Source organism: Paenibacillus sp. FSL H3-0310, from assembly GCF_038002785.1.
Classification (GTDB): domain Bacteria; phylum Bacillota; class Bacilli; order Paenibacillales; family Paenibacillaceae; genus Paenibacillus_AQ; species Paenibacillus_AQ odorifer.
Genome location: NZ_JBBODC010000003.1, coordinates 215,951 through 240,927, shown reverse-complemented (window position 1 = coordinate 240,927; position 24,977 = coordinate 215,951). Strand labels below are relative to the sequence as shown.

The window sequence follows — 24,977 nt, the reverse complement described above, 5'->3', positions numbered from 1 at the left end:
TGAATTGTTCCAATTACAATTTCCTGTATTTATAATCCCACAATTAGTTCAAGGAAGGATTGTATTCTTCATAAGAAAGAACAATATGCTCACTTTTTAGCAGACAATGCTCTATGATCGCCTTACGTTTCGCTTTCAGGACAATTTGTTCAATATCAGCAAAACTGCAACCGGAAAGACGTTCGCATGTTTCCTCCAGCAGCCCAGCTTCACTTTCAAAGTCATTAATTAACAGTTCGACATATTGACGCCTACTTGATTCATCCGGGTTAGCATAAATCATTTTTGTATCAAACCTTCGCCAAATAGCTCTATCCAGTTCATTTTCTAGGTTCGTCGCTGCTACAAAAATGCTATTGTCACCAAAATCATCGAGACATTGCAGCAGTGTATTCACCGCACGAGCCATTTCTTTAACCTCGTCATTACTCTCCCGTGTTCTTGCAATGGCATCAAACTCATCCAGGAAAAGAACACAAGGAGATGCTTTGGCATACTCAAATATTTTCCGGATATTACTTCCAGTCTCGCCCAAATGACTGTGAATAATTGCATCAAGTCGAACTAGGATAAGTGGAAGCTCCAGCATTTGAGCCATATAAAATGCCGTCAGTGTTTTCCCTGTGCCCGGTGGACCATACATAACCACTTTATTTGGAATTGGAACTCGATGCTCTTCAAATCTTTCCCTCATACCTAAGATTGTGATGAATTCTTCGACAATCTTTCGATTCATATCGGGTAGGATCAGATGTCTAACCTTTTTGGCACATTCTTTGGGTGTATAATAGGTACCCATATCAATCCCTTTTGCTCTGGGTAGACGTTGATTGGTGCTGCTTTTATTCATTATTTATTGAAGCTCCTTTAAAATGGTTATTTTCAAGAAATCCAAAAGATCCTTTCTGAATCCAGTTCAACCTGCTCTAATTGCCGTTCGAAGTCCTCGTGAGGAACGATAGAGTCCGCTTGTGACCATTCGTTATCCACAAATCAATTCATCTTCCACATTGTATTTATTCGTAATTATTACGATTTAAAATATCATACTTTCTTTTTGTTTATTATGTCAACCAGTAGCACATAAAAGAGCCTTTATAATTCCAAGGCTCTTTTAGGGTATATCTATTAAATCGGCCATCCAGGCAAAGCAGAAGTTCCAGCATTTTGCGTTCACATATTGTAAGTCCTGGCTAGCTTGGACTTAGCTCTGAGCCGGGTGAATTCCTTAGTTACCAGGATTACCGTCCACACTACAACCACAGAATCAATTACAAGCGAACCCCAATATACTCCGGAGACGCCTAACCATCTTGGCAAAACAAGCATCACTGGCACATAAAAAACAAGTTGTCTGGTGATGCCGATAACGGCCGCCGGTTTCCCTTTATTAATCGCAGGGAAAAAGGTCATGGCCATAAAAATGAGCGACAATAACGGCAGAACCGCCATGTTCAACCGGAAATATAACATTTCGCTGGTCTTAAAGATTTGATCCGGCAGCATCAGCCCCAGAATGGAAGCCGGCGAGATCATGGAAATTATCCAGAAAGGCAAAGTCAGCAGCATGGAAACGAGTGTGAATATTTTATAGGCTTTGATGGCGCGCTCATACTGTTCTGCTCCAAAATTTATGCCGATGACTGGCTGCAAGGCGCGCATTAATCCGAATATCGGCGTCAACAGGAAGGTGAATACACGAAAAACCACTCCATAAAATGCAATATCTGCTGTAGTCCCGTATCTCGACAGTGCATTAAATACTACAACAGCCTGTACCAGATTCATAAAGTTCATAATGAAAGAGGACATTCCCAGACCAATTATGGATTTGATTGTGGCAGCATCCCGATAGATTGCAAAGACATTCGTTCGGAATGAGGCAAATCCTTTGCCAAAATAAATCCATCCCAGCAAGGTGTAGACCAGCATCCCGATATTTGTAGCCCAGGCAGCACCCTCTACTCCAAAATTCAGCCAGGCTACCAGAATATAATTGGACAATACATCAACTGCCAGTCCAATGCCCATTACCACGGCTGCCGATTTCATTTTCCCTTCGGCACGTACAATCATGTTGGCAGCCAGTCCATAAATCCAGAAAAATGAACCAATCACCGTAATTCTAAAATAGCTGTCTCCAAGAGCCAGAGTTTCCCCTTCTCCTCCCATGATTCGCACCAGCTGTGTAGAGAAAAGCAAACCCAATACCATATAGACAAGCGTTACAAGGATGGACAGATAATTAACATTCCCCATCAAACGCTTCTGCATTTCTTTGTCCTGCCTGCCGAGGGCTAAACTTAAAGCAGAACCGGCACCCACCCCAATCAAGGAGCCCAGTCCCAAGCTGATCTGGGTTAATGGATAAGCTACCGATACCCCAGCCAGTGCTTCCTCTCCGACAAATCTTCCCACAAATACAGCGGCAATAACCGCATTTAAGCCATAGAGGACCATTGCGATGATAGCGGGCCATGATAACTGGACCATAATATTCCAAAGATTACCGTTGAGAATAAAATGCGTCTGCTTGTCTTTGCTGTTGTTTATCTGTGTTACTGTGTTCATAATATGAATTTTCTCTCCTTCTTTTGACTGAATATGCAAAGTCGTCGTTCAAAAATTATACGGGACTCCTTGCATTAACTAGTCTATAAGACATGTTGGCTAGCAACTACCGCAAAAAGGATTGTTTCTATCTCATATAGGATTTTATCTTTGAACTTATATAAATCTCCCCGGAATAGCCCCCTCTCATTTCCATTCTATTAAAAAACTGCAGCAGGAGTGGTCGCGGCTCCGCAAGTTTCCGGTACATGGTCAATTTTGAATGCTAGGCAATCATTTAGTCCCCCCTACTTAACTCAACAAAAAAAGCAACTCCCCAGTTGGCAAGTTGCTTTAAAAAAAACTCTTTTGTGATAAAGTAACGATGAAAAAAAACGATTGAAGTCAAAAACCGACCTAATAAGCAGCGAACGGATCCGCATTATTCGAAAGGAACTGAGCCCATGTGAATTTGAATTCAGGACTGCCTACAACACTTTCTGCTATATCACCTGGAACAAAAAACACAGTGAATCCTGCATTAGTCAAGTAGAAGTTATCCAGGTATGCATTAGCATCTTTAGTTAACTTATTGAACAGGTCAATAGAGTAGATAGAAGACTCAGTACCTTTTTGGACTTGTTCTTGAAGTGATTTCTTAATAACCTGACTGTAATTGCTGTTGGATTTCAGCAAATCTCCCAGCTTCATTGTCGTACCATCCTGCAGAGAGTAAGTAAGACCTGTTTGTGAGCCGCCTCCATGAGCTCCGCCGAGGTATTGATAATTGGTAAGCAGGAAGCTAATCACTCCATTTTGATTGTAAGTCACCTTGTAGGCCAGTTCGAAATCGTATGTCGCTCCTTCCGCTGGAGCACCAGACTTAGCCAGTTGTTTTTCCGAGGCATCTAGAAACTTCTGTGCCTGAGCTTTCACCGCTTTATTAATTGCCGCTTCGGCATTTTGATTCGCAAGCTGCGATACAACTGGATATACGATATTGATGGTTACATCCTTATGGGAATTAGAAGACTGGAGTTTACCGGCAGTTATAGTCAGTTCATTCATTCCTGCATTCGTGATATTGACAGTACGGGTTTGTCCGTTCCATTGGGCCAAATATCCGAAAGGTTCAACCAAGGCTTGCACTGCAACAAAAGAAGTTCCTCCGATTACCTGAGCTTCGTATCTTTGTCCCAGACCGCTTCCATTTAACTTTACAAGTGCACTGTCGATATCCAATGAATAATTTACAGTATTCTCTCCCAGGGTAAGCTCTACACTATGATTTTTGTTATCATATTTAACAGCTGCACCTAATGCTTGCGCTGCGTCTTTAAGCGGAATGAGTGTATTACCTAATGGGCTTAGGAAAGCCTGAGTCCCGATTGCTTTACCTTTAACCTGGACATTCACCCTGGAGGTTATTGTTGCAGTAGTGGCTGCAGCATGAACTGATCCGACAGACACGGGTAAAGCCGCCGCTGTGCCAACTGCAGCCAGTGCTGCTGACAATAGAAGTACGGACATCCGCTTTTTAGTTGTGAATTTTTTAACTTGAGTTTCCATTTTGAAGATCTCCTTTTAGTCATTTTCTTACTATCACACTATAATCCCGTCATTTCCCGGATGGTTTACAGTATTTCCAGAAAAAGATTACAATTTTTACATGGAATTCGCTAATCAATGATGCATTGAAACCATAAAGGCAAATCCAAAAAGTGTCCAGTCATTTAGCACATGCACTATAAACGATGTCCAAATGTTTTTAGTCTTAATGTATGGATAGAGCAGGACAATCCGTACAATGCCGATACCGAGAATGGCTTGTGCAATATTCCAATTATAAGTTGGTAAATGGTATGCGCCAAAAATAATGGATACTACAATCCACGCTAAGATAATCGCAGACTTTCTGTTCATTTTAAGTTTTTTTACTCCTAAGTACAAAATGACTAAGAATGGAAGGATCGTTATTAATTCTTCTCCAAACAGCATCGGGAGCATTGTCAGGAACGTCGTAATTGTATCGGAAAAATTACCATTGAATCCTTCACTCACTGGATTTGCACTAAAATTAAATAATTTCGTAATAATAAAACCAACACCATAGGTCACAATAAGATTTACAATGTACGTCCCAAGAATTAATATAATATCTTTAGCAACTAATTTTCTGAAAAGTAATGTCCACTGACTCCGTGCAACAAAGATAACTGCTGCTAATGGGAAAATCACATTTATAAAAGGATGTCCATAAGTACCTCCAAACCCAATAAGAAACAATGCAAAACCTGCAGCAACAGCTATCAGAAATATTAGGCTGGTTTTCAAATTTAGAGTAGGGGATTGCAGTTCACTGTAGAACGGAAAATCATCATTTTTACGCTCAAATCTAAAAAAATTACTTTTACTCATCATTAATCAAATCCTTCCTGAAAATAATGAAAAGCTATACTCTCTGAATACTAAAACCAATGATGCGGAGAATAGAAATACAGTCAGCTGTTTTTTGTACTATCACACTATACCCCCATTTTTTTCTGAAACATTTACAAAATTTTCAGAAAAAAATTACAATATTTACACAAGTTTTAAATAAACTGAAATTAATTCATCGCTTAATTTTGCAAATTCATGAAAATGTTTTTAAAAAAATGAATCTATTTCAGAAATAATTATGTTGTTTTGATAAAATAGACAGGTAATAATAGAATAAACAGTTCCCTTGTTAAAAAACTAAAAAGCGAGGTTTACCAATGTTATGGACCTGAAGCTGTTAAAAAAAATTAAAACGATAAATTTCTTCACATTCTTCTTTTTTTGGACTGTCATCTTTTTTGCTCTTGCGGATAAGCCACCACCTGCTGGTTTCTATGGGCTTATTGCCCTATTATTAGTTTATGGTATTTTACTTATTATCTATTTAAATGATTTTATTGAAAGCTTGATTAAAAAGCGAAGAGGAGTTTTTCTACTCAATTTGTTATATTTCTCCTTGGGAGGTTTTGCTTTCAGTCTCATTCTTTCAATTATTGTCATTAACCTTGTTTCAAATGTAGAAAATGAAGGATATCTAATCTCGGCATTCAGTTCAACCGTAATAGGATTCCTTAACGGGTTATGTTTTTATTTTTTCAACAAGCTGCTTTTGAAGAGGTACAACCTAATGATTGAGCAGAACCGCTCTGAATAATAAAAGAGCCGAATTAGCTAAAGAATGACGTATCGTCAAAAAGCAACTTATCCGCAGATAAGTTGCTTCTTTATCATGTTCGCCTTATAGAACTCATGATACAGCTTCGGAGCCAAGGATATCGATAAGTGCATCAGGATTTCGTTTTCAATACAATGACCAGTGTTATTTTGAAGTGGCATACAAGAAAATGATGAGGCTCTGTAATTTAACGGATGGGTGTACATTGGAGCTAATTTTTCAGTCCTGTCAACGTGATTCCTTCTACGAAATATTTTTGACCAATCAGATAAAAAATGACGCCCGGCGCAAAGGACATACACGTAGCCGCCATCGTAAGCGACCAGTCCTGCTTTAGTTGGCCTCTAAAGGCGGTTAGTCCCAAGGCTATCGTATACTTATCGCTTGAGTTTATGTAAATCATCTGTTGAAGTAGATCATTCCATAAACCAATAAAGATAAATAATGCGACGACGATCATCGCAGATTTAATGGCCGGCATAATAATGCTGAACAAAATGCGGTAATATCCAGCGCCATCGATCGTTGCTGCTTGATCAAGCTCTCTCGGAATAGACATGATAAACTGCCTAATCAAAAAGATATTAAAAGCCCCGCCACCACAGAAATAAGGCAAAATCAACGGCAGATAGCTGTCATGGATACCTAAGCCTCTCGTCCACCCAATATACAGCGGAATAAGTGTAACCATGGCAGGTAGAAGCATCGAACCGACACAAAGAGCCCAAATCAATTTTTTGCCCCGAAAACGTAGTCTTGCAAAGGCATAACCGCATAAGGTCGCTGTAAAGGTTCCTGCCAAACAGGCGGGTACAATAATAATCATAGTATTCCATAAATATTTCCAAAACTTAAAGATCTCTAGCGTTTCTGCATAGTTTGAAAACAACCAATTTCCTGGCAGCAGTGAAGGCGGATATTGGTATATCTCGGCATTCGACATGAGCGACGTGCGAAATATCCACCAGATTGGAAAGAGCACGAGTATAGTAAAAAAAATAACAACGACAAACGAGATCAGGTTCATCCATTGATTATTACGTTTTTTGCTCTTTAATCTTCCGTATGAGGCTACACTCATTTGTCATCGCCTCCTTCATTAAAGATCCATAGGTTGGAGGTTTTGAATAATACACCAGTAAAGCCTGCAAGAATAACAAAAATAACGGCTGTTGTCGCACAAGCATACCCCAATTTATAATTTACAAAAGCTTGATCATACATCAGATAAGTTAAAAAGCGTGAAGAATTACCCGGGCCCCCATTCGTTAATGAAAGAGCCGGCGTAACAATTTGGAGATTGGCAATCAAGCTCATTAGCAAATTGTAAAAGATAATGGGCGACATGCACGGTAAAGTGATATGCAAGAATCGTTTCCATCCATTCGCACCATCCATTTCAGCCGCTTCATGGTAGACGACCGGAACATTTTGCAGCCCAGCTAAGAAAATAACAATTAAGTTACCTGACAGCCAAACCGAGATCAAGGATAGGGATGGAATGACATAGCTGGAATCCGCGATAAAAGAAACTTTGTTCAAACCCATCTCAGAGAGAATAAAGTTAAAAAATCCAAAATTAGCTTCGTATAACCAGGACCATCCTACATATATTGCGGCTGCCGGCAAAACGTACGGTACATAGAAAACAGCTCGGAAAAACCCTCTTGCCGGAATTTTACGATTCAGTAGCATCGCAATAAAAAGTGAATAAATCATGCCTCCAACTACCGATAAGACGGCAAAGTAGACCGTAGCGATAATCGAATCTTTAATATAAGGATCAGTGGTAAATAGATTAATATAATTCTCGAAGCCAACAAATTTCGGGTCTGAAAGTCCCGTCCAATTCGTTAAGCTGATCCCAAGCACCCCAATAAGAGGTAGATACGTTAGAAAGATCAGCCCAATGAAGGCAGGGATCAATAATACATACGCGGCTCGTGCCTCACCTGCATGAATACGTGAACGACGTTTCGGAGATTTATTAATCATTTCCATCTCTATCTCCCCATCTGAAGATCATAATATGGCCGCCGCGTGTGTGAGCTTGGCAGCGGCCATTCTTTTACGGACTACTTATTGCCTGAATGGGCTGTTTTCAACGCATCGAGATTTTTAGAAATAGCATCCTTAGCGGTCGTCTTTCCAGTCCATACATCCCCTAGAACCGACCCGAGCAAGGTGTTAAACTCTGTCGTATGATTCGTATAGAACCACGCCGCGGGCTTCACAGCAGGGGATTGCGCATAGTCGACTACTGCAGATTTATATTCGTCATAAACAGGGAAGTTAGGATTTTCGACCCATTTACGGGTAAGGGTCTCATCCGTGTACCACTTCTCCAGCGTCGGCATCCAGATCCCCGAGCTAATGAGGCCCCAGTTATTTTCTTCTGAGTTGTACCATTTCAGCCATTCCATCGCTTCTTTTGGATGCTTAGTCTGGGAGAAGACGACATTGGCGCCACCCGTGTTGAGGGTAACCTTTTCCTTCATGTAAGGCAATACTGCAACGCCATAGTTCAAGCCTTCATTCTTGGCCGTATTCAGACTAGTTCCCACGTTCCACGCACCGTTAGTAGCCATGGCAACAGTTCCCGCGATGATGGTTCGTTGAATGCCATCATCAGTCTGTCCGACAGACAACGGAGCAACATGATCCTTCAAGTAAAGATCTGCAACCTTCTGAATTCCCTCTATACTGGCGTCTTCTCCAATTCTCACCTCAGTCCCATCACCCGAATAGAACCCTCCACCATTACCAAGCGCCCAGGTCTCAAGCTGCCATGGTAAGTTTTCAACGGATGCGCCAAACTGTACGATACTCTGCTCATTAAATCCACTCTCATCAGGATGTTTACCATTTTTATCAAGGGTCAGCTTCTTTGCTGTTGTTACAAATTCGTCCCATGTCCACGCTTTGTCTAAAGCGGCTGGGGGATAGGGTACATTGGCTTTGTCAAACATATCTTTGTTGTAATAGAGGAGTAAGATTTCATTGGCAGCCGCGTAGGCTACGGTTTTCCCTTGATATTTGTAGGCTAAGCTATCCAGTGGTTTGCTGTCGCTTCCTTCGTACATTGTATTTACATCATTCAGCATGCCTTGGGTAGACCACTGAACGACCCCATCTTCTCTGAGCATCCCTGTATCAGGCAATTGCTCTGCCGTAGCCATTGTATTCAGCTTAGTCATGTAGTTTTCCCAAGGAATTGCTTGTACTTCTACTTCAATTCTGTCTTGAGAAGCATTAAACTTATCCGCCACTCCCTGGGTTACATTTCCCTCTTCCGCACTTCCCCACATCGAATAGATAATCTTGACCTTCTCCTCAGGCTTGGAGGTTGCGTTCTCAGATGCTTTGGGTGCATCAGATGCCTTGGTTGCTGTGTTTGTCTCGTCTTTCGCGCAGCCAATGACACTTAACGCTAGTGCAGTTGAAAGAATACCTACCCCGAATGCTTTACCTGCTTTCATTTCCCTCTCCCCCTTCATAATTACATAGATATGTCTAACCGTTTGACCCCTTAAGTTATTGAGTTAAACGTTTAGTACCAACTTTTTTAATAATTTCAACCTTTGCTTGGAATCCGCAATTTCGGCCAGCAGATACGACTTTTAATATCGTAAATATTTTCAAAAAGTGGTATAGAGTCTTCATGAACTTGGGATGTTTTAATGAAGTAAGCGCTTTATTATTATTGTGTCATGATTTTCTTTTAGGGAAAATAGCATTTTTCAACCTGATTTTTAAAAATTCCAACCTTTAAAGAATCATCTTTTTCATAAAAACGGCAGAATCAGCTGATCCAAAATATTCACTTGCAGTAACGACAATAAGCAGAGCCGCCCTCCTACCCCACTGGTAGAAGCACTGCTCTGCCTATTTAGCATTTATACACATACACTGCTGTATGCAGCAACGCCGTTTTTCTCTTCTCGAAACATAACTGCGTGAGATCTCCAGCTCCTTAGTGATTTCCCGCTATGTTATCGAATTTCTTGAGGTTGTGGCCACGAACCGACGTCAAGAAAGAGGACGTCTCTTATTCGTTCCCCATCGTGCTGATGTCGATGACAAACCGGTAACGGACATCTGAAGCAAGCACACGCTCCCAGGCTTCATCAATCCGGTCAGCAGAAATGACCTCGATTTCAGAAGCAATATTATGTTCAGCGCAGAAATTAAGCATTTCCTGCGTTTCACGGATTCCGCCAATCATCGACCCGGCAAACGAACGGCGGTGGCCGATCAGCGAGAATACGTTAACTGCCAATGGATCAGCGGGCGCACCGACATTGACTAATGTACCATCCAATGCCAGAAGTGAAAGATAGGCATCAATATTAATTTGTGCGCTTACTGTATTCACAATAAGATCGAATGAACCGGCAAGCTGCTTAAATGTCTCCGGATCGCTGGTCGCATAATAATGATCCGCTCCTAATTGCAATCCGTCTTCCTTCTTCTTCAGTGACTGTGATAACACAGTAACCTCAGCTCCCATGGCATGAGCAATCTTCACAGCCATGTGCCCAAGCCCGCCAAGACCCACTACAGCTACTTTTTTGCCGGGAGCGGCTCCCCAATGGCGCAGCGGTGAATAGGTGGTGATTCCTGCGCATAAAAGCGGTGCAGCTGCGTCAAGCGGAATAGCGTCAGGAATCCGGACTACGAAGTCTTCTGTTACAACGATGTGCGTGGAATACCCGCCCTGTGTATAGTGACCGTGCCGGTCGATAGCCCCATAGGTGCCCGTATTTCCACTCAGGCAATACTGCTCCTCACCTTTCTGGCAATTACTGCACTCTCCACAGGAGTCAACCATACAACCAACCCCTACACGATCGCCGACTACGTACTTTGTAACTTCGGAACCGACCTGGCTGACAATACCGGCGATCTCATGCCCTGGAACAAGTGGATACTTAACCGGTCCCCACTCCCCGCGGGCTGTATGAATATCCGAGTGGCAAATGCCAGCGTATTTAATCTCAATAAGAACATCGTGCGGCTGCAGATTCCGGCGTTCAATTGTAGTTAGCTTGAACGGACCTTCCTGACTGAATGTAGCACGTGCATTTACTTTTATCATAGTGAAACCTCTCTTCTAGTTAATATAAAAAGCTGTAACGTCGACTTTACAAAACCTATGTTATTACTTAAAGTTAACTCTAAGTCAAGCATAAAATATAATTAAGACTGGAGATAGATGATGAAGACATACTCCATAAGTGAAGTTGCAGAATACTTTAATATGACACCACATACCCTGCGTTACTATGACAAGGAGGGACTTTTGCCTTTTATAGAAAGAACCCCCAGCGGGAAACGCGTTTTCAAAGAAACGGATATGGATGCTTTAAAAGTAATTGAATGTTTGAAGTCATCCGGGATGCCGATTAAGGAAATAAAACATTTCATTGAGTGGTGCTCTGAAGGGGACTCCACCTTGCAGCAGAGATATGACATGTTCTTGGAACGGAAAGCTTCTGTAGAAGCACAGATGGAAGAATTGAAAAAAACGATGGAAGTCATAGACCATAAATGCTTCTACTACAAGACCGCCTTGGATAGCGGCACGGAAGATGTTCATAAAAAAAATAACATTAAGAGTGCATTTACTCATTAAAAATGGACCTTCAAATTACAGTAAAGGCGGGGCAGATTGATCTGCCCCGCCTTTCTTAATTTGGACGCTTTTTTGCCAGCAGCTTCTCCGTAAAATTCACATCAAAAAAATGAATAATGGGTCCCAAACCAAGTGCGGACACTAGAGTACCTAAGCCTATAACGCCTCCTGCCAGGAAGCAAATCAAAGCACAAAGAGCATCCGTAAACATCCGGTGCCAAAAATAAGATATTTTCGGGACGTTATCCCTCATAATCAGGGACAGGCTGTCGTAAGGAGCGACTCCCACAGCCGATGTCTGATACAGGGATACCCCAAAACTGCATACCACCACGCCAATCGCTACGACGACCACCCGCTGCCATAACAGCTGAGGTTCGCCTAACAGAGATAGCCAAGTACTATGAAAGAACGTAGCGATATACCCCAAAAAGATTGCGTTTACAAAAGTCCCTGCTCCAATATACCTTCGTCCGGTGATGAATTCGATTACAAACAATACCAGGTTCAGCAAGATCAGAAAATTTGCATATGTTATACCCACGCACTCTGCAAGAGCCATCACCATGCCGCTAAAGGGATCATTCCCCATGCCGGACAGCTTAAAAATACTAATTCCCATGCCCAGAAATACATTGCCGATAACCATAATAATCAATCTTTTTTTATCCACGTTATAAAGATAACCCTTCATATTGCCCATCCTATTTTTCATATTAAAATGGCACCTTACAACAACCACGTCATTATAACATATATTCTATTGTTTGACGGTTATCTTTATTGATAGTATTCAATGATTTGGATAAGCAGATCGGTCAGGACTATATTGTTTTGATGGGAACTAAAAAAAACAAAAGCAACCCGTCCGCAGATAAGTCGCCTTTGTAAAACTTTAGTGTTAACGGATCTAACTTATGACTTTAAGCTCAGCGCTTAGCCTTTTAAAAATCATGATAAAGCTTCATAAGAGTATATTTCATTCCACCGGGTTCTATAAGTTAATTTCAGACTTCTCTACTTCATGCCATTGAAAAAGCATTAACACAGGAGGAATATAAATTGGCTGGCCCCAGCAATAAATCAAATCAGGTGTCAAATTCGCAAGCCATAGCTCCCCATTCTCATCTAGTTGCATTCTCCACTTTCCGCTGGCAACAACTTTTTCCTGCTCCATAAGGAAACGAGCCTCATCATATGAAACTTCAATTCCTTTATTGCGCTCTATGAAATCAAGGGCAGCTTGGTAATTACGTTCTTGCTCTTCTTCTTTTTCTGCAGTAAAAGCTGAATCGCATACCTCTGAGAAATCTAAGCCCTTAAGGTCATGGAGTTCCACTAGTTGTTTAAATGCGTCCGTTACAAAAAATTGAACGATAGCTGTTTTCTCTATTTTGAACAGTCTATAATCAACACTATCAATTACATTTGTGGTGTTAAGCAAAAACAACATCAAATCAGGATGAGCCAAGGGAAGTGTTTCGTCTTCTTCCGCAACAATTGGCTATCCGTAAATATCTCGAAAAATCATTGTACTTCCCCTTATTCTTGGTGTGCATGATTCTGGGTTCTCCTCCTTTTTTTTCTCTGTATGATTGTACTGACAATAAGGTACCAAAAAATCTCCATTCAAAGAGAAAATCACGCCATTGATTCCATCGGCTGGTTCGCCAATTATTGATATTATCCCAACACTACCCAAGCAATCTGTCACTTCTCATTATTTTATTTGTGTTCAAAACTCCCCGTTCTTTGCCAATGATAAGAGTAGAAGAGTCTCCATTGCCAGCCAGCTAGAGGCCGACTCTATCCACCCCTTCAGTAAATGGTTCAAACAAATGTCTGGCTATCCGCCAGGCAAGTTTCGCAGCCGCAGCAGGATGATTTAATATAGAAAACGGCGCTGCATCAGTGCAGCGCCGCTGTACCATTTTCAAGTTTGATCACAGCATCCAACCAACCTCCCTGTAGGCCCTCCAAAGCGCCTGAAAAGATTGCGACTGTGCCAGGTGTCATTTCGTACAACGTGTCTAGCAGCAGGAAACGAATCTCGATATCCATGCCATAGAGAGGCTCATCCAGCAGCAGAAACCATGGATCAGCAAGCATCGCCTGAGCAATCATAAGCCGTTGCTTGTTGCCGCCTGACAACCGCTGAATGGGCGTTTTCCACTCGGCAGTAAGCCCGAGCCGTTCACATAGCTCACGAGATCGTTCCTCAATGGTTGCCCGTGGCATCAGCTTCATCTCACCCACATAACGCATGTATGCCTCGACGTTCATATTGTCATAGTACGCTGTCTGCTGTGGCTTGTAGCCCAGATAAGACTTGAAAGCATTCCCTGACAACGTCACGCCATGAAGCTGATAGGTAATCAGGCCGCGTACAGGCTGGTATAGACCAGCTATCGCTTTGAGCAATGCTGTTTTCCCACTGCCATTGGCGCCCTCCAGACCATACCAGCCTGGCGGCAAAGCCAGATTCACATCCCCTAGCAGCAGGTGACCATTATCTGCAAGAAGTTCAACCGCGGTAAGTTTTAGCTCAGCTCCTCGCACCACTCTCCCTCCTATCCATATTGCTTGTAATAATGCCGATGGCGCAGCAAAATACTTGTTATAACACCAAGCGCTATTGCCAGACTAACAGCAACAAGCTTGCTTGCAAGCCAGTGTTCGGACCCGTATTCGCTGAACAATTGAAATACGCCAAGCCTCTCGCCAGCGGAAAACTGGATGACGCCCACTGCGAGGACAACCGCGGTACCAGGCCATGTCCCGAAACGAAGCATTGCAGCCAGCGCTGCAAAAGCGCTCAGGCAGATCGGCAGTAATAGATCTGTGATCAGTAAAGTAGTGTTAGATCCGAATTCACCGCTGGTACCCGTCATAACGAGTATTCCATAAAACAACAGCGCTAGAAGGAGGTCATATAGCAGTATGGTTCCTATTCTGGCTACCATAAGCTGTACGGGTGTAACAGGAAAGGTCGCCTCAAGCTCACTCATTGGCGTATGCATGGATCGGAGTGAATAGGCCACACTGGCTACAGGAAGCAACAGAATCGTAAATAAAAATACATCCGGCTTGGCAGAGCTACTGAACCATTCACTTGCTACCAGCCCCTCAACGACTGCTCCTATGCCAATCATAAGCGCTGATGTAAGCCAAAACAGCCAATGCATCGTCCTTACCTGAGCTGCCATGCGTTGCATAAGCCTTACTGGTAAAGATATAGCGACAGTTGCTTGCCGCCCAGGCCTGTCATGTCTTGCCACTCGCTTGGAAGAGGGTACAGCAACCGCCCACTCAGGCTGTGTGGCATATGTGGCGGCAAGCGCCAGCAGAGATTCCGTCTGCTGGCCGCTGGGACCATCGACGGTATAGCGATCCAGTTGGCTGAATACGGCTCCGATCTGGTCATGCTCCCATCGATCCGCTGCTGCTTCACCCTTTTCCTCTAGTTGCCGCTGCTCTTGCAATTCCCTGTGCAGTTGACTGTCGCGACTAGCCTTATCGGCGCTACCGGCTCCGGATATGTAACTCATCCTGATCCTCCCCTTTCTGCAATGTATGGGCCAGTCGCCTGAACGCCCGATACAGCTTGGACTTGACCGTTCCAAGCGGCAGTTCCAGCAACTCGGCTATTTCATCCAGCTTGAGCTCCTCATAAAAACGCAAAATAACAATTTGCCGCTCCTCCTCAGGCAAAGCGCCAAGGGCAGCAATGACTGCTTCACGCTCATATTGCTTGTCTAAAAAAGACGCTACCGTATCCTTACCGCCATCTGCCGCATCATACACTCCGGTATCCTTAGCCGCTACTTCATAACGATAAGCTCCGGACTTCCATACATCACGGCACAGGTTCGTCGCAATTCGATAAATCCATGGTCGAAACCGTTCAGGCAACCGACCAGCTTGCAAAGCCGTGAATACTCTGACAAAACACTCTTGCACCAAATCTTCTGCGAGCTGACGCTTGCTGGTCAGTCGGTATAAATACGCATAGATGGTCTGATGATACCGATAGACGAACAACTCCAGCACGGCTGTATTCCCTTGCTTGTATTGCTCGAGCAGTTGCTCATCCGTAACAACAGCCCTGCTGTTCACTTGACTCTCTCCTTTCTCGCTCAGCACTATTGCCTGCACACGAGCCAACCTCTGCCTTTCCCCAATAGAAGCATACAGCAGAAAAGCAGTATTCCAGCTGCTGCAAATAATGCGATAGCGTTATGCGATTTATCTGTGAACCGGCTCACCGGCCAGACGGCTTGAAATAAATAGTACCGATTGAGCGGCATACTGGACATAAAATACTCCAGCAGCCACACCGTTGCCCCCACTCCTAGCCCGACAGCCATATTGCGCCCTAGCAGACTGCCCAATGCCGCCAGACCGCCAAGGAACATATTCACACTGAGGCTATGTTTAATTATGTAAGCTAGTTGTGCCGTACTTAAAACGATCGCCCAGCGGTCAATTGCCCAAAGCAACGCTGCTTCATAGATAACTAGCAATAGCGCAGCGACCGCTCCTCGCTCGGCGAACACGAGTAATTGTGAATATGGATAGCTGAAATGATGGGCAAAAGTACCCTCACTGAAATCATCGGCGAACAAGGCAGCACTCAAGGCAATCGCAAGTAAAGGCAGCACAAATATAAAAGCCACTTTGACATGATAAAAACCAGGAGAGGGCATCATCATTGGCAGCATGAGGCAACCAGCTGCTATCAGCGCCGCAATAATAGCTATAGCTAGCAAGTAGCCGCCCCATAGGATGCGCCAAGCATATTTTGCACGGGACAAAAGAATGAGGGCAACCTTCATTGTCCTCCCTCCATTTTCCTTTGCAAATAGCCTCGCAGAAGCGCTTCCATTTGTTCATCACTGTCCTCGATTAGCTGCTCTGTGCCAATACTGTCATAGACAAGCTTGATGACATCGTAGACACTTTCAATACCGTACTGGCTGTATATGGTATTCATAAGGTCATAAACCTGATTCGGTGTACCGTTCAAAAAATAGCTGCTAACAGGTACGAACAGTCGATCTGGCAGTTTCCCTCCGACCAGCTTAAGCTCGTTATAAGCCTGAAAAAAGTTATTCAGTGTATATTGGGCGTTTAAATTTAACATTCTCGCATTTCTAATCTCTCTACGTTTGGCACTGTAATCAAGCCAGTACTGCCCCGTTCTCAGTTGGATATTCCCATTTTTCCCTCGATCAATTTCCGCCCCAAAATAACTTGACACAGACACCTTAGACAAAAAGTGGACATCGCGAGCTTCCGGACCTCCAACTGATGCATCTACCATGCCAAGGGTGCTCATACTCACCATATTCAAACTATAATACGGATAATCGGCAAGTGCCATAGTAACCGTCTGGGGAAAACTCGTTGCAGCTTCTCCATCCAACTTTTTCAAAGTACGCGCCGCTTGGGCGTAATGCCTGGCTGCGAACTGTGCTGCTTCTTCGACAGAACGGGCAGGCAATTGACCAGATGCCAACAGACGCAACGTCTTGCCGTCTGCCGTCGCTTCTGCAAGTTGCAGATCGCCCCCAAATAATGTAAGTCCGCTTGCTTCATCCAGCTCCAGGCGCGTGATGGTCGCTCCCTTCTCTCCAGCCATCTTACTAGTAATGACAGAGGCGTTGGAGAACAGTTTCAAGCCACTTGGCCCTGTGATAGCAACTTCAAAACCCGCCATAGGGCGCGGCAGTTGTGTGTCCAGAATATCTGTAGCGTGACGCCCCCATTCGTAGTGATCGGTAAGCAATTCCGATAGCCGGCTATTGCCGATAACAGGGTACCAGCCATAGAAAGCTGGCAGGAAAATCCTGTTATCGTCGACAACAGCGATCTGCTCCCATCTATCCCTGCTAGGAGCGACGGAATAATAATGCCGCCAATCATTTAGGGTACCTCTATATGTCATCTTGATCTCCAGATGCTCCCCTGGCATAACATCCGTTGCAGGCTTGATCCAAAGTACATCTGTAGCCTCTTCCCACTCATAGGCAGCAGCAGCACCGTTCACCTTCAGTTCCTGTACATCAAAGATATGTCGCAGCATGATTGGGAATCGCTCTAGTGTTGCCGCTTGTCCATTGCTTGCTTGCATCGTCGCCTGTATTTCTAACCCATGCCGCGGCAGTAATTCCAACTTCAGCTTGTAGCTGTTAATGTGTAGATCCTGGAACTTCATTCCGACAAGCAGATCTTTAATATGCGATACCGAGAGCGGATTGCTGGTATTCCCGTTTGTGTTAAGGGTGATCCGAGACATTTCCTCAATATCCGCCTCCGAATATTTACCCGCTGCAATTCCAGCAACGAGCAGTTGCTCCAATTCACGCTGTTGCGTGATATCATTGGCTGAAGTAAGACGTTCGCGATAGAAACGTTCATTGGCATCCGCAATATCTGCCCGTTCCTGCAGGTATCCGTACATCGCACTACCTGCCCATAACAATGCTGCACCTAGAATCAGCATCGTGGGATAGACCAGCCATGCCTTGACCCGTTCCCGCCTGCGTCTACATACTACAAGTAGAACAGTCATGACCATTCCTGCTGCTAAAGCTGCAACGATGCCGCGATGCAGCCAAAATGCCGGATCATATATAAATCCCCACATACGTGAGTAAGACTTACCAATATATTTAACTAGTGCATAATCGAACCAAATCTGCGTATGAGGGGGTAATGAAAAAGAAGGGCGATCGGTCTTAAAAAATTCCGGTAAAATAATTGCCAAGCTAAGCAACAGGACGAAGCTGATCAAGTAACTGTATCGCTTGCGGATAAGGATACCTACTAAGTAGGCAATTACAGTTGCAAATAACATCGGGATGGCAAAGGAAGCCAATACAGCAGAGGTATACCATTCACGCATTCCCCATGAGATGCCATCATTTACGACCAACCATACATAAGCCCCCATCGGCACGAGCGCAGCTGCTAACGGAAGGGTTACAGCACAGAGCAAGCGTGCAGCCTCCATTTCCCATGTTCGATACGGAAAGGTAGCCATCATGGTTGCTGTCTTCCATTCTTCATCCCGCCGTGCTATCGCTGTTGCCAGCAAAGGCAAAATAATGAGGGCTACAAGGCAATACACCTCAGAAATATCCATCACGTATACTGCACGATCCAATTTGGCATCGGCGGTCTGAAACATCAAATACAGGATGCCGACCACAGTTGCCAGCATTAGATACAAGCCTGGGCCACGCAGCAGTAGCTTGCACTCTGTTTTGTAATAGCGAATCAGGCTCATTGGCTATTCCCCGCTCTCATGACCGCGATATATCCGTCCTCAAGTCCTGCCTTTGCCTGGACTGCTCCAGGTAATGGGACAGAACTGGCAAGAACACGCGCCTCATAGCCGGCTCCTGAACGCTTTGCAGTCACGATGGCTGCAGTTTCTTTGAGCTCTGCAAGCTTCTCATCACCCACTTGGACCGTCCACACTTGTCCCTGCACACGCTGGAGCAATTGTTCTTGCGTACCGTGAAATACGATGCGCCCTCCGCTCATAATCGCCATACTCTTACAGTTATTATCAATATCGGCGACGACATGTGTAGACAGTAGCACAGTACGATCTTTACCCAGCTCAGTCAGCATATCACGAAATCGCATGCGTTCTTCGGGATCAAGCCCTGCCGTAGGCTCGTCCACAATAATGAACTGCGGATCACCTAGCAACGCCTGGGCAATACCGATGCGCTGCCGCATCCCGCCAGAATATTTGCCTATACGCACATGGCGCTTCTCCTCCAGATTGACTCGGCGCAACATTTCGGCTACTGCTTTCCTCCGGGCTTTTCCATTTGTAATGCCCTTCATGGACGCGACATAATCGAGATATTCTGCGCCTGTCAACTTGCGATATACGCCAAACTCTTGTGGCAGGTAGCCAAGCAAGCCACGAATTTCACGTTCATCCCGCCCAAGCTTGCAATGTCCAATTTGTACATCCCCTGATGTTTTCGGTATTACTGTTGCCAATATTTGCATCAATGTCGATTTTCCCGCCCCATTGGGACCGAGTAAGCCGAACATACCCGTACCCAATGTCAGGTTAATTCCGTTCAGTACTTGTTTACTGCCATATTTTTTGCACAATTGCTGGATAACTACATGCATCATTACCTGCCTCCATTCGTACTTGGCCAACTACCGTGCGCACGAGTAGATTGTCGAACAGTATAACGACACTCCCTTCTAAAAGTTTAAAAAACAGGTGATTTTTTAAAATAATAGTATCCTTGCGCTGCCAATATGACATTTGTTCGATGTGTCTACTACGACAAAAAAACCTCCAACCCCGTATATGCGGCTTCGGAAGTTATTCATTAACCTGCATTTCGCAGTTACTCTAAGTACAGAATCCCAAAATCACAGCTTCTATGAAATTCTGGTTTGTTCGAATGAACTTTGCTCCATGTTCCAAAGTGCGGATAAACCGTTTCATCGCCGCACTTGTAAAAGTTTCCTCTTATCCTTTTTCCCGGCACTGCCCGAAAATCCGAAAAATAAGATTGTACCCATGCCCATGAGATCGAAAAGCTTAATTCCCAATACGCTTCCCCTTTATCATTAATCTGATCCGTGGTGGATAGGACTTGGAAAAGTGCTGGATTGATAGTGATTGGGAAGCGATCATACCGATCCGCTCCTATCTGCAAGAGAATTGCGCCATTCGCATTAAATTCGAAATTCATATAGCGCTGGTCCGAATCCGGAGAAGGCTGAAAAAAGAACTCGATGCAGCTATCCTTATACACAGGATCATTCATGTTTCTATATGTTCGTATTGGATTCTGTTCGTAAACCTTAAACTGAAGCTTCAGATCCTCCTGACTGTAATTTAATCTTGCTGTAACGACCGGGTTATATCCTTTAAGCCATTGATACTGTTTAATGATCTGGAAATCTTCTGTAACTGAAACATCCGTCTGATTTATCAGGCGGGAAATCACTAAGGTTTCTAATTTTCTTTCCATGGTTCATTCCCTTCGGTTGGAAATCCCACTAGGCTAACACAGCAAAACAACCCTATTAATTAACTTGATCATTTAGACCCGCGACTTACCGGTTTTCCAATACGCAGTCTCGATCCCCGAAATTTCGCACGGCCGTCTGCCGTTACCTGTATTGGCGGATGATGGAACTGCACACTCTATATCCCCTCGGGCGCTTCCCCCACTTCCCGATCGATGGTCAGATCCCCCCGTATCCGTTCTCCTGCAATGCGGCGAAATAGGCGTCGAAATCTACCTTCACCTCGCCGAATGGAACCTCCCGGAATATGGCTCCGGAGCTTACTAGCCCTGCAATCCGTTGATGATCCAGCGGGTGGTACCCGACGGCACCGTATACATCCCTCAGTTCGACTGACTGATGTCGGCTGCCGTACTTTGCATGGGTGTGGACAATTTATTCCTCAGCAGGTGTACACCATGCACCGGTTCATCCCCTGTTACCATCACCATGTTGGTCAACCCTTATTTCGCGCAAGGTAACGTAATTCCTTCATGGATCGCCCGGTCGGCTAAGAGAGCGATCTCCATCGCCCGGCAGGCTTCCTCCATTGCCGGTATAGGGGGCAAGTTGTTCTCCAGCATGGACAGGAAATAGTCCAGCTGGGCACCCGTAGGCTTTACGGAGAAGTCCATATTGATCTGCCGGACCGCTCCTTTCTGGTAGTCTTCGACCTCGATCAGATTCCCCAGATGCTGATCCTCTCGCGGTCGTTCGTTCTTGTATATGATGCGAATCCGGCCTGCCGGTCCGATAAATTCCTTCCGGTTATCAGTCGGAAGCCCCTTGCCCCACCCTGTCTCAAAGTAGCCGATGGAGCCGTCCGACAGACGGAGGGTCATGAGTCCGTAATTGTAAGTATACGGCGGGACATCTTCGTAGAGACGCTGCCCGATCCCATTGACGCTTACTACGTCCGCCCCTGTAGCCCAACGCATCACATCGATATAATGGACGCCGCAATCCACGATCGGCGAGACGTCCCGGAGCAGGGATAAGTGGGAAGCCCAATTTTTGGAGGGCTTCAATTGGGATAGCCGGATGACCAAAGGGAAGCCGATGGCGCCCTCCCGGATCATCTTCATAACCGCCTGGTACGTAGTGTTATGGCGAAGGATGTGACCGATCAGCACCTTGGTTTTAGCTCCACGGGCCAGCTTCATGAATTCCTGTGTTTCCCGTGCATTGCCCGCCATCGGCTTCTCGCATAGGATATGTTTCCCTGCAGCGAGACAATCTTTTGCGATCCCCAGATGGGAGGACGGGTACGTGGCGATAATGACCAGATCCACATCATCACGCTCTATCAAGACCCGGTAATCCGTGCTCCAACACTCAGCTCCGTATTGGCTTACCACTAAGGAGGCCCTGTCCCGGTTCCAATCCGCCACGCCGATCAACCGAACCCGCACCTGTCGTGATATCGCGTCCAAGTGGAGAGAGCCCATATAACCGCAGCCTATCACGACCGCCCCGTACCTTTTCATGATGCATCCATCCTATCCTTCTCACTCGCGGAGGTTATTTTATGTTGATCCAAGCTCCTTGTTGGGAGAAACCGAAGTCTCCTTACAACGTCTAGTCTTCTTGGGCATTGATGATTTACCATTCTTCATGCATATACTTCTCTTACATTTGTACAATACCGGACTACTACAGAATAACCTGCATCTTGTTATGATACCTTGTCACCTTTATTATATAAGAATGATGGATATTTTTATTTAGCAAAGAAAGTTACTTTTTGCACGATTCCGTTATTCCTTCTAATTCTATGTAGGGGAGGGGCTCGGTTCATAGGTTCTTTCTTCTATCGCTTGCCGCAAGGTCTGCCATTTTTGTACGATGTATGCGAAACTTCAACCCTATAGATTGCCAATGCTGGGCGCACATAAAAAAGCAACTCCCTTTTTGCAAGTCGCTTTTAAAACACTCTATAGTGAATCTTAAGTTATTATCTAATATCCTCACCGCTTCGCCTTATAAAACTCATGATACAGCTTCAGAGCCAAGGATATCGATAAGTGTAATTTCATTACCTTCCTTGTCTGTCCCAATCGGATCGTGCAGAGATACGTCTTTACGTGTTTTCTTGAGCGAACGCAGGTGCAACAGGATTTCGTTTTCAATACAACGTGCTGCAAATGTGGCTAGTTTGGTTCCTTTGTTCGGACGATAGCTCTCGATGGCTTTAATCAAGCCAATGGTTCCATGGAGATTAAGTCCTCCATGTCTTCTCCGGCATTATCGAATTTTTGAGGTTGTGGACACGATACGATGTCAAAATCCACTTTCTTGATAGAAAAGCGTTGATAGAAGTATGAAGGTTTTACCGGATGGATGGCTCTTTTTTTGTTATTCATTGTCCTTTTTTTTAATAGTCACTTCGTTTTCTTAAATTTTCACTTGATATCAACAACTTAACAGTTGAAAGACATGATATTTAACATAGTTTGAGCATGTTTACAGTCACATCCGGGAAAGAATTAGCTGTGTTACGATATATCTTATTACTCTAGAGGAGTATTAATAATGTCAACAACTTGCAAAAGAGGTGTGTAATTGAAACTTCCAACAATCCAATTCGGACATATTAAATCGAGAGTTCCTGTTATTCAAGGTGGAATGGGTGTAGGCATATCCTTAAGTGGACTAGCCGCTGCTGTAGCCAATGCAGGCGGGATCGGCACCATCTCTGGTACAGGGATCACTCCTGATGAGCTGAGAATGCATATTCGCAAAACAAGAGAACTCTCTAAAGGAAATGGCTACATCGGTGTGAATGTACTATTCGCAGTGAAGGACTTTGCCGAAAAAATGAAGATTGCTTTGGAGGAAAAGGTTGACTTTATTATTTCCGGAGCCGGAATTTCTAGAGATATTTATGCTTGGGGTAAAGAATATGGTACTCCTGTCGTAACTATTGTTTCATCCGCCAAATTAGCCCGAATTTCCGAAAGACTTGGTGCCTCCGCAGTCGTTGTGGAAGGGTTCGAAGCTGGAGGCCATTTAGGTACAGACAGATCCATGTTTGATATCCTTCCTGAAGTCTTAGAGGCCGTTTCGATTCCTGTTATTGCTGCGGGTGGAATTCTAACAGGGGATGATATCGCAAAAGCCCTTCGGATCGGCGCATCTGGTGTTCAAATGGGTACCCGTTTTGTGGCTAGCCTTGAGTGTGATGCTCCCTTAGCCTTCAAGCAAAAGTATGTAGATGCTCAGCAAGGAGATACTGTCCTAATCAAGTCTACTGTGGGTCTAGAAGGTAGAGCGATTCGGAATGAATTTACGGACCGGATCAGTGATGATGCCAAATTAAAGATAGTCAAATGCTATAATTGTCTAAAGGTTTGTTCACATCGCTTCTGTACAATGGAATCCCTGCTCACTTCCCTTAGAGGAGATGTTAAGAACGGATTGGTTTTTGCTGGGTCCAGAGTTCATGAGATTAAAGAGATTTTGTCCGTACAGCAGATTATCGACAATTTAATGGATGAGTATCAAGGGGCATTGAACCCGACAACTTAAGGTTGTTATAAGATTCAAAAGCACGATTAACCACTTAAGCAAGCTTGGGATTTCCGAGCATAAGTGGTTTTTTTATTTCGCTTGATACTCAAATTTAGTTATATTTAATAAGCTTTTGTGTTGTATTAACCAAAGATTTCCGTACCTTTCTTTTTAATTGCAACAACAGCTAAATATCTTCACAGCCAAAATGCAATAAGCCCAATCGCAAAAGATGACTGGATATATGTACTCTTCAGAGCACCACTTAACAATTTTCCCTCTCCCTTTCTCATGTATTTTTATGAGTTGGTTTAATACAAAAATTCGCTGAACTATATCTTCTCTAAAAAATTCTAATATGGTCCTTGAAGCTTTCTATGTATGCCGGTTAACGGATACTACCTTGTGATTATGAGTTTACCGCTTAGCCTTATAAAACTCATGATAAAGCTTCATGAGCGCCCTCTTCTCTATCCTCGAAACATAACTCCGCGAGATCCCCAACTCCTTAGCAATCTCCCGCTGTGTCCTCTCTTCTCCACCTGTATCCAGCCCAAACCTACCCACCACAACTTCTTTCTCCCGGTCATCCAGAATATCTAGGTTGCGATATATCTTACTCTTCTCGATCTTCAGATCGACTTCTTTAATGACATCATCAGCTTCGGAGCCAAGGATATGGATAAGTGTAATTTCATTACCTTCTTTGTCCGTCCCAATTGGATCGTGCAGGGATACGTCTTTACGTGTTTTCTTGAGCGAACACAGGTGCATCAGGATTTCGTTTTCAATACAACGTGCTGCAAATGTGGCTAGCTTTGTTCCTTTGTTTGGACGATAGCTCTCAATAGCTTTAATCAGGCCGATGGTGCCAATGGAGATCAGATCCTCCATGTCTTCCCTAGTGTTATCGAATTTCTTGAGGTTATGGGCACGATGTGATGTCAAAAAATAAACCAATTACGATCGATTCTGATTCGAATTGGTTTCCTTTTGCACATTATA

General features: G+C 44.1%; 24 protein-coding genes and 1 pseudogene. 4 read left to right on the top strand and 21 right to left on the bottom strand.

The annotated features are described in order from the left end of the window. Window positions 1-43: 43 nt before the first annotated feature. From MHH63_RS27110 to MHH63_RS27095, 4 genes are all read right to left on the bottom strand, one after another. Window positions 44-850 (bottom strand): AAA family ATPase, encoded by an 807-nt coding sequence (locus MHH63_RS27110; RefSeq protein WP_179086319.1) that lies wholly within the window; start codon window positions 848-850, stop codon window positions 44-46. 323 nt (window positions 851-1,173) lie between these two features. Then, window positions 1,174-2,571 carry an MATE family efflux transporter gene (locus MHH63_RS27105; RefSeq protein WP_076302143.1) on the bottom strand — a complete coding sequence of 466 codons (1,398 nt, stop codon included), beginning with the start codon at window positions 2,569-2,571 and terminating at the stop codon, window positions 1,174-1,176. Between the two features lie 396 nt (window positions 2,572-2,967). Continuing rightward, window positions 2,968-4,119 (bottom strand): PdaC/SigV domain-containing protein, encoded by a 1,152-nt coding sequence (locus tag MHH63_RS27100; protein ID WP_248547750.1) that lies wholly within the window; start codon window positions 4,117-4,119, stop codon window positions 2,968-2,970. A gap of 114 nt (window positions 4,120-4,233) precedes the next feature. Next, window positions 4,234-4,971 (bottom strand): CPBP family intramembrane glutamic endopeptidase, encoded by a 738-nt coding sequence (locus tag MHH63_RS27095; protein ID WP_076305013.1) that lies wholly within the window; start codon window positions 4,969-4,971, stop codon window positions 4,234-4,236. A gap of 343 nt (window positions 4,972-5,314) precedes the next feature. Here MHH63_RS27095 and MHH63_RS27090 point away from each other — a divergent pair, with 343 nt between their 5' ends. Next, window positions 5,315-5,746, top strand: a complete 432-nt coding sequence (locus MHH63_RS27090) for a hypothetical protein (protein ID WP_339190086.1) — start codon at window positions 5,315-5,317, stop codon at window positions 5,744-5,746. 232 nt (window positions 5,747-5,978) lie between these two features. Here MHH63_RS27090 and MHH63_RS27085 read toward each other — a convergent pair whose 3' ends face one another. From MHH63_RS27085 to MHH63_RS27070, 4 genes are all read right to left on the bottom strand, one after another. Further along, complete coding sequence (locus MHH63_RS27085) at window positions 5,979-6,848, bottom strand: carbohydrate ABC transporter permease (protein ID WP_076125340.1); 870 nt, start codon at window positions 6,846-6,848, stop codon at window positions 5,979-5,981. Further along, the gene (locus MHH63_RS27080) at window positions 6,845-7,762 is read right to left on the bottom strand and encodes a carbohydrate ABC transporter permease (protein ID WP_341172276.1); all 918 of its coding nucleotides are present in this window, start codon (window positions 7,760-7,762) and stop codon (window positions 6,845-6,847) included. Before MHH63_RS27080 ends, MHH63_RS27085 begins: the two co-directional genes overlap by 4 nt. Window positions 7,763-7,842: 80 nt before the next feature. Then, window positions 7,843-9,246: an ABC transporter substrate-binding protein gene (locus MHH63_RS27075; RefSeq protein WP_341172275.1), complete on the bottom strand. Its 1,404-nt coding sequence runs from the start codon at window positions 9,244-9,246 to the stop codon at window positions 7,843-7,845. 569 nt (window positions 9,247-9,815) lie between these two features. After that, window positions 9,816-10,865, bottom strand: coding sequence for an NAD(P)-dependent alcohol dehydrogenase (locus MHH63_RS27070; protein ID WP_339172243.1), 1,050 nt, complete (start codon window positions 10,863-10,865; stop codon window positions 9,816-9,818). A 120-nt stretch (window positions 10,866-10,985) separates the two neighbouring features. On the opposite strand from MHH63_RS27070, the gene MHH63_RS27065 reads away from it, so the two are divergent. Beyond that, window positions 10,986-11,402 (top strand): MerR family transcriptional regulator, encoded by a 417-nt coding sequence (locus tag MHH63_RS27065; RefSeq protein ID WP_340395182.1) that lies wholly within the window; start codon window positions 10,986-10,988, stop codon window positions 11,400-11,402. 55 nt (window positions 11,403-11,457) lie between these two features. On the opposite strand, the gene MHH63_RS27060 is transcribed toward MHH63_RS27065, so the two are convergent. Both MHH63_RS27060 and MHH63_RS27055 read right to left on the bottom strand, forming a co-directional pair. After that, window positions 11,458-12,117 (bottom strand): YczE/YyaS/YitT family protein, encoded by a 660-nt coding sequence (locus MHH63_RS27060; protein WP_248547753.1) that lies wholly within the window; start codon window positions 12,115-12,117, stop codon window positions 11,458-11,460. A gap of 279 nt (window positions 12,118-12,396) precedes the next feature. Then, window positions 12,397-12,873: a hypothetical protein gene (locus tag MHH63_RS27055; RefSeq protein ID WP_341172274.1), complete on the bottom strand. Its 477-nt coding sequence runs from the start codon at window positions 12,871-12,873 to the stop codon at window positions 12,397-12,399. A 178-nt stretch (window positions 12,874-13,051) separates the two neighbouring features. On the opposite strand from MHH63_RS27055, the gene MHH63_RS27050 reads away from it, so the two are divergent. Continuing rightward, window positions 13,052-13,291 carry a hypothetical protein gene (locus MHH63_RS27050; RefSeq protein WP_139330140.1) on the top strand — a complete coding sequence of 80 codons (240 nt, stop codon included), beginning with the start codon at window positions 13,052-13,054 and terminating at the stop codon, window positions 13,289-13,291. Between the two features lie 19 nt (window positions 13,292-13,310). On the opposite strand, the gene MHH63_RS27045 is transcribed toward MHH63_RS27050, so the two are convergent. The 10 genes and pseudogenes from MHH63_RS27045 to MHH63_RS27000 form a co-directional block, all read right to left on the bottom strand. Continuing rightward, window positions 13,311-13,961: an ATP-binding cassette domain-containing protein gene (locus MHH63_RS27045; protein ID WP_076302147.1), complete on the bottom strand. Its 651-nt coding sequence runs from the start codon at window positions 13,959-13,961 to the stop codon at window positions 13,311-13,313. 11 nt (window positions 13,962-13,972) lie between these two features. Continuing rightward, window positions 13,973-14,950 (bottom strand): hypothetical protein, encoded by a 978-nt coding sequence (locus tag MHH63_RS27040; RefSeq protein WP_076137953.1) that lies wholly within the window; start codon window positions 14,948-14,950, stop codon window positions 13,973-13,975. Beyond that, window positions 14,925-15,518 carry an RNA polymerase sigma factor gene (locus MHH63_RS27035; protein WP_076125358.1) on the bottom strand — a complete coding sequence of 198 codons (594 nt, stop codon included), beginning with the start codon at window positions 15,516-15,518 and terminating at the stop codon, window positions 14,925-14,927. The genes MHH63_RS27040 and MHH63_RS27035 overlap by 26 nt, the downstream gene beginning before the upstream one ends. 26 nt (window positions 15,519-15,544) lie before the next feature. Beyond that, window positions 15,545-16,237 (bottom strand): hypothetical protein, encoded by a 693-nt coding sequence (locus MHH63_RS27030; RefSeq protein ID WP_076302149.1) that lies wholly within the window; start codon window positions 16,235-16,237, stop codon window positions 15,545-15,547. After that, a complete protein-coding gene (locus tag MHH63_RS27025) occupies window positions 16,234-18,693 on the bottom strand; it encodes a hypothetical protein (protein ID WP_341172273.1) in 2,460 nt (819 codons plus the stop codon). Before MHH63_RS27025 ends, MHH63_RS27030 begins: the two co-directional genes overlap by 4 nt. Next, window positions 18,690-19,568, bottom strand: coding sequence for an ABC transporter ATP-binding protein (locus MHH63_RS27020; protein WP_249267678.1), 879 nt, complete (start codon window positions 19,566-19,568; stop codon window positions 18,690-18,692). Before MHH63_RS27020 ends, MHH63_RS27025 begins: the two co-directional genes overlap by 4 nt. A 224-nt stretch (window positions 19,569-19,792) precedes the next feature. Continuing rightward, complete coding sequence (locus MHH63_RS27015; RefSeq protein WP_076125364.1) at window positions 19,793-20,425, bottom strand: carbohydrate-binding family 9-like protein; 633 nt, start codon at window positions 20,423-20,425, stop codon at window positions 19,793-19,795. Window positions 20,426-20,926: 501 nt separating this feature from the next. Then, a complete protein-coding gene (locus MHH63_RS28655; RefSeq protein WP_445321778.1) occupies window positions 20,927-21,874 on the bottom strand; it encodes a Gfo/Idh/MocA family protein in 948 nt (315 codons plus the stop codon). After that, window positions 21,798-21,956, bottom strand: a complete 159-nt coding sequence (locus MHH63_RS27005) for a hypothetical protein (RefSeq protein WP_254848792.1) — start codon at window positions 21,954-21,956, stop codon at window positions 21,798-21,800. Before MHH63_RS27005 ends, MHH63_RS28655 begins: the two co-directional genes overlap by 77 nt. A 504-nt stretch (window positions 21,957-22,460) precedes the next feature. Further along, a pseudogene (locus MHH63_RS27000) lies at window positions 22,461-22,720 on the bottom strand (sigma factor); the annotation flags it as partial. Window positions 22,721-23,024: 304 nt separating this feature from the next. On the opposite strand from MHH63_RS27000, the gene MHH63_RS26995 reads away from it, so the two are divergent. Further along, entirely contained in the window at window positions 23,025-23,990 is a 966-nt protein-coding gene (locus tag MHH63_RS26995) for an NAD(P)H-dependent flavin oxidoreductase (protein ID WP_036675848.1), read from the top strand. Window positions 23,991-24,389: 399 nt separating this feature from the next. Here the strand turns inward: MHH63_RS26995 and sigK are convergent, their stop codons facing one another. Beyond that, a complete protein-coding gene (gene sigK / locus MHH63_RS26990) occupies window positions 24,390-24,932 on the bottom strand; it encodes an RNA polymerase sporulation sigma factor SigK (RefSeq protein ID WP_081392001.1) in 543 nt (180 codons plus the stop codon). Between the last annotated feature and the right edge of the window lie 45 nt (window positions 24,933-24,977).